Genomic DNA, 5,638 nt, shown 5'->3' with positions numbered 1-5,638 from the left:
TAAGATGCTGTGGCGTAAAGAAAATTATAAATGAGGCGTAAAAAGTATCCGCTGTTTGAGGCGATAGCCGAGTTCGGATGGTTTAGCCGAGAGCCATAATTTTTAGCCTAAAGCATCTAAGCCCGACTTTTTGGTTCTTTTGTGTCACGGACAAAAGAAGGAAGGAGATGAGATTGCCGCGTCGTTCCTCCTCGCAATGACAGTCTCCTGTCTATCCCCTATTATCTCCCGTATTAAAAAAATATTTGACCATAACAAAACAACTTGTCTCTCTTACTTTACATTAACCGGCAGTTAATGGACTTAGACGCAGGCGAGGTTATTGCCCAAACCAAACAGGTAAACGACCTTAACAGCCTGGAAGACCGTCAGTCCAGCTTTACCAATAAGTTTAAACTCCCTAAAACCGCAAATAATGTAAGGGCACTGGACCACATGACCCTTACCGGAAATGCCTCAAACGTACCCTATCAAAAAAATCAGTGTACCCTTTATAACGATACCGGCGAATGCTTTATAAATAACGGATATGCTGTTATAGCCGACTCTGGCGATTACTATGAAGCTGTGGTTTATGACGGTATAATTGATTTATTTAAGGCTATAGAAAACGCCTCTCTGGCCGACCTAGACCTTACCGAAACAGAGCACTCCAAAACTCCCGAAGCGGTAGCAAACACATGGAATCAGGATTTACCCTATCGCTACATTCTTGCCGACTATAACGGAGAAAGCCCGCTTAATGTATCTAATCCGCTTAAAATATATGTTGATTACCTAATACCCAGTCTTAATGTAGCATGGCTTTGGGACAAGATATTCGAAAAATATGGGTTTGAATATTCGGGGACTGTATTTGATTCAGATGAGTTTAAAAACCTCTGGTTAACCTATCCTAAAGGAACAGAAAACAGTGGTGAAGTACTTTTTAAAAGTACGCCCGAAAGTTGGCACTGGTTAAAACAGGGATGGCCCCAATGGAAAATATACTCGGCTGCCTTTTACGATCCCGAAGTGAATGAGCTTGAAGAGACCTGGAGTGAAAACGATGACCCCGAACGTATTCGTTACCTTAAAGCTCCGCAATCGGGCATGTACAGGCTAAGCATTAAAGGTAACCTTACTAATGTAAACACTTCGGTAGATCTTGTTGTATGTAAAAACGCCGATCCGCATGGAGAATTTCTTGCCTACGATAACATTCCGATTCCCGAATTTTACATCGCTGCAAAAAACATACAGCCCTATACTAATTTCAATACTTCAAAAACATTCAGGCTTGAGGAAGGCGAAACCATTTGTTTGGTATTTAGAAATGCAAATAAAAAGTTTAGGTTTTGGGACACCCCTACCTTAGATGTCACTTTTACCAAGCTAAATGCTGCACAAACTAATTTTACCGATGCGCTTTCGGGTTTTACCCTAAAAGATTTCCTAAAGGAAATCATATACCGTTTCGGGCTGGTACTTTACAAGGATAAAAACGAAAATAAATACGAATTTCTAACCCTTACACAGCAGTTAACCTCACCAGAAAATAACGACTGGAGTGACAAATTTGCCCGAAAAATTAATGAAAGTTATATATACGGCAGCTATGCAAAACAAAACTGGTTTAGGTACAAGTACAATGGCGAAGGTTCGGCGCACAACGACCATTACATAGGGGTTGACAACGAAATTTTAAACGAGACTAAAGATAGTATTAAGTCAAAAATTTACAGTCCGGAACCCTACCAAAGTCCTATTGGCGGACTTACAAACATTTATAAGTTTTGGGAAAAAGAAGCCGTAGAAAACCCCGAACCAGGCGAACCAACCGTAACTTACAAATCGCTGGATAATAGGTTTTACCTTATGCGTTGTGAACCGGTAAACATGACAACACTCGTAATAAGCAGCGTTTTGGCACAATCTACCCAGTCTCCAAAATTTTACAGGGAAAACTTTAGTAAACTATCTTTTTTTGATATTATAAACACCTATTACACTCCACTTAAAAGCATACTGGAAAAAGCCCTTATCGTTAATGCCGAAATGTACCTTAATGATACTGATGTCGCTAATTTCGATTTTAAAAAACTGTATTACATAGATGCACTATCGGGGTATTTTCTGGTCAATAAAATAAACAACTACATACCGGGTAAACTAACAAAATGCGAACTGGTAAGGGTAAACTATTCGCCACCACAAACCGGTTTTGTTTTAGGCCCTATAGTGCGCACCCCGTCGTTAACCATAAACAATGTGGTAAGGCTTACCCCTACTACTTATCAGGTAGGCTATATAACCAACTTCCCTACCAGGTTTGATGTACTGCACCAGTACTCGCCCGATGGTACTAACTGGAAAACAGGCAGGGTAACCCTATTACCGGGGCAACCGGGTATTTTAACTACCAGTGTAAACGCTACCCATTTCAGGCTACTGTACAACAGTACCAAAACCTACTCTAATACTTTTATACTTGACTAACACAAAACAATGGCAAAAGAAAAAGAAATTGTAATTGCAAAGCTCGATATCGACGTAAAAGCATTACTGGCGAGTGCCAAGCAGGCAAAAAAGGCCATTAACTCCTTAAAGGAACAAATGACCAGCCTTAAAAAAGAAGGTAAGGAAAACACCAAGCAGTTTGAAAAAATGCGCAGCGAACTGGAAAGCCTTATCTTAAAGCTCGAACAGCAGGTTAAAGCCCTAAAAAAGGTAAGTAAGGAAAACGATAAAATGATTGACAGCCAAAAAGACCTTACCAAGGCTACAAAAAAAGCTGCTAAGCAACAGGACGATTTTGCAGATGCGCTTAAAGACGGAAAATCGGCAATGAAGGATTATGGTTCGGCAGCAAAAAAAGCGGCAAAAGACCAGGAAGAGTTTTCAGACTCGGTAGATGAAACCTCCGATACCCTAAACGACCTTTCAGATACTGCAAAAGATGGTAAAGATGCCCTAAATGAATTTACCAAATCAATAACAAAAATGAATACTGCGGTTGACCAGGGTGACACAGAAGTAAAAAAAGGAGAAAAAACCTTTAACGACTATAAAGAACAGGTCAAAGACAGTTTTAATGCTATAAACGTTTTTAACGGAGGTATTGGCGGACTCATATCCCGTTCGCAGGAAGCCGGTGGTGTAGGTAAACTTTTTAGTAATTCCATGGCAGGGATGACCTCGGGTATTATAGGGATGACAAAAGCCGCATGGCAGTTTGCAAAAAACCCGCTTGGATTATTACTTGTTGCTGTTGCATACGCAGTTCAAACTGTTGTCGATACCCTAAAAACCTTTCAGCCAATTGTAGAAACCGTAGAAAAAGTTACTGCGGCGGCAGGTGCAGCTTTTGAGTCCATTAAAAACTCAATACTTGATTTTATTAATGTATTATCGGGAGCAAAATCAATAGGCAGTTGGTTTTCAGATATGGGAGAAAACATGGCCGAAGCCGCCACAGAAGCCTACAAACTTAAAGGGGCACAACAGGAACTTGCCAAGCAAATGGAACTGCAGGAAATAAAAAATGCCGAGGCACAAAAAAGCATTGAGGCATACACTCGTGCCTCTGAAGATCAAACCAAAACCGAAGAGGAAAGATTAGCAGCTCTTAAAAAGGCTAACGAAATTGAAAAACAAAACCTTAATGAGCGTAAAGCACAGGCAGAAGAAGCTTACAGAATTGCTGCCGAAGCTCTTGCAAACGGTGCAAACCTTAATGATGAAGAAAAAAGGTTATTAAAGGAAAAAGGCTATGAATATGCACAGCAACTGCAAAAAACAAAAAGCCTTAGTGAAGAGGAAATAAAAGCCCTGAAAGATGCCCAACTAAAACGCACAGAAATACAGGTAGAAGATGCCAACCTTACCGTAAAACACTACGACAATATTAATGCCCTTACAGATAAATTTACAGATGAACAGGAAGATAAACTAAACAAACGAAAGGAACAGTGGGACAAATATGTAGACCATATGCTCCAAAAACAAAAAGAACTTTTAGACCTGTATGTAGCCCAAAACAATGGTGTGGCAAAAACATTAAATGAGCAACTCGACTATCAAAAAGAGTACATGACAAAATCTATAGCCCTGCTGAATGAAGAGCTGAAACAAAAAAAAATAAGCAGGGTGCAGTATGATACTGAAATGAAAAATATAAAGGATGAATTTGAGTCAAAAACATTTCAGGCTACCGTAAATTTTGCCAATGCCGAACTGGAACTGTGGAAACAGCAAAACCAAAGCAGACTCAATAACGGTAAAGAGTTTACAGCTCAAATGTATGAAGAGGAAATCGATAGACTAAAGAAATTAAAGGATTTACAGTTAAGAACGTTAGGAGATGATACTGAAAAAGATGCAGCAGCAATAGCCCGTAAAATTGATACTAACCAGGAGCTAAAAGATACCGAAATTGAACTGTATACCCAGTATTTAAAAATACAAGAGGAATATAATAATGCAAAACAAGCTGTCGCAAAGGCTGCTGAAGATTCTGAAAAACAAGCCAATAAAGACAGTGTAACAAAAGAGATAGAGGAAATACAAAAAAAGGCAGAGGCCGAACAGTTGCAGTTTGATATTAAAATGGCAAATGCCGAAACGCAGTACCAGGAGCAAACTATTGCCGAAGATGCCCGCTATGCAGCCGAAAAAGCCAAACTTGACGAACGTAAAATAATAGAAGTTGCTGAATTAAAGGAAAAACACGATGAAGGACTTATTAGCGAAGATGAATATAAAAAGCAGCTATCAGACAAAAACGATGAATATAATAGCAAAATACAGTTAAACGATAAAGAACATGAAGAAAAGCTAAAGGAAATTAAGGAAGCTTCTACCAACTTTAAACTGGGTCTTGCCTCAAGCACCTTTGGTAACCTTAGTACCATACTGGGTAAAGAGAGTAAAGCCGGTAAGGCTATGGCAGCGGCTCAGGCCACTATTGATACATACCAGTCGGCAGTTGGAGCATACAAGTCTATGGCGGGTATCCCTATTGTTGGTCCGGCACTTGGTGCGGCGGCGGCAGGAGCCGCTGTAGCGGCAGGTTTGGCAAACGTAAAGAAAATTACATCGACCAAAGCCCCTAAGGCCGAAAAAGGTGCGCTGTTTAATATTGGCGGGCAAAGGCACAGTGCCGGAGGTACTATGTTTACCGGTGAAGACGGCACCCGCTTTGAAGCCGAAAAGGGCGAACTTATAGGCGTAATGAACCGCAATGCCGCTCGTCACTTCATGGCATTTAACAATGCATTCCCGGCGGGGGGCGGCAGTACAACGGGCAATTATTTTGAGGGTGGCGGTATAGTATCGCGAGATATAGCCCCTTCACAAATAAACATGCAGGAACTGGCTAACCTCACTGCCGAAGCCGTTAAAAACATACCACCTCCTGTTGTAGCTGTAGAAGATATTATTACACAGGGTAACAGCTATGTACAGATAAGAGAAGGAGCTAACTTTTAAGTAAAAAAAATAAAGCCTTTAGCAAATGCTAAAGGCTTTATTTATAAACCAATGTTGTAAAGTACTTAGTTTTGTGCCATTCTTTCTTCAATAGTATCTAAACCACACTTAATAATTCCTCTTACTCTCTCTCCTTCTTGAGGTGTAAAATCACTACCCCATTGAGATT

At 40.3% G+C, this 5,638-nt stretch carries 2 protein-coding genes; both read left to right on the top strand.

Annotated elements, in window-relative coordinates; all coding sequences use genetic code 11:
- Positions 1-297: 297 nt before the first annotated feature.
- On the top strand, positions 298-2,478 hold the full coding sequence (locus Q763_RS16825; RefSeq protein WP_035136221.1) for a hypothetical protein: 2,181 nt from the start codon (positions 298-300) through the stop codon (positions 2,476-2,478).
- A gap of 9 nt (positions 2,479-2,487) precedes the next feature.
- Positions 2,488-5,469, top strand: coding sequence for a hypothetical protein (locus tag Q763_RS16820; RefSeq protein ID WP_035136220.1), 2,982 nt, complete (start codon positions 2,488-2,490; stop codon positions 5,467-5,469).
- Positions 5,470-5,638 lie beyond the last annotated feature (169 nt).

The organism is Flavobacterium beibuense F44-8 (assembly GCF_000769915.1).
Taxonomy (GTDB): domain Bacteria; phylum Bacteroidota; class Bacteroidia; order Flavobacteriales; family Flavobacteriaceae; genus Flavobacterium; species Flavobacterium beibuense.
This window is presented reverse-complemented; position numbering and strand designations above follow the sequence as displayed.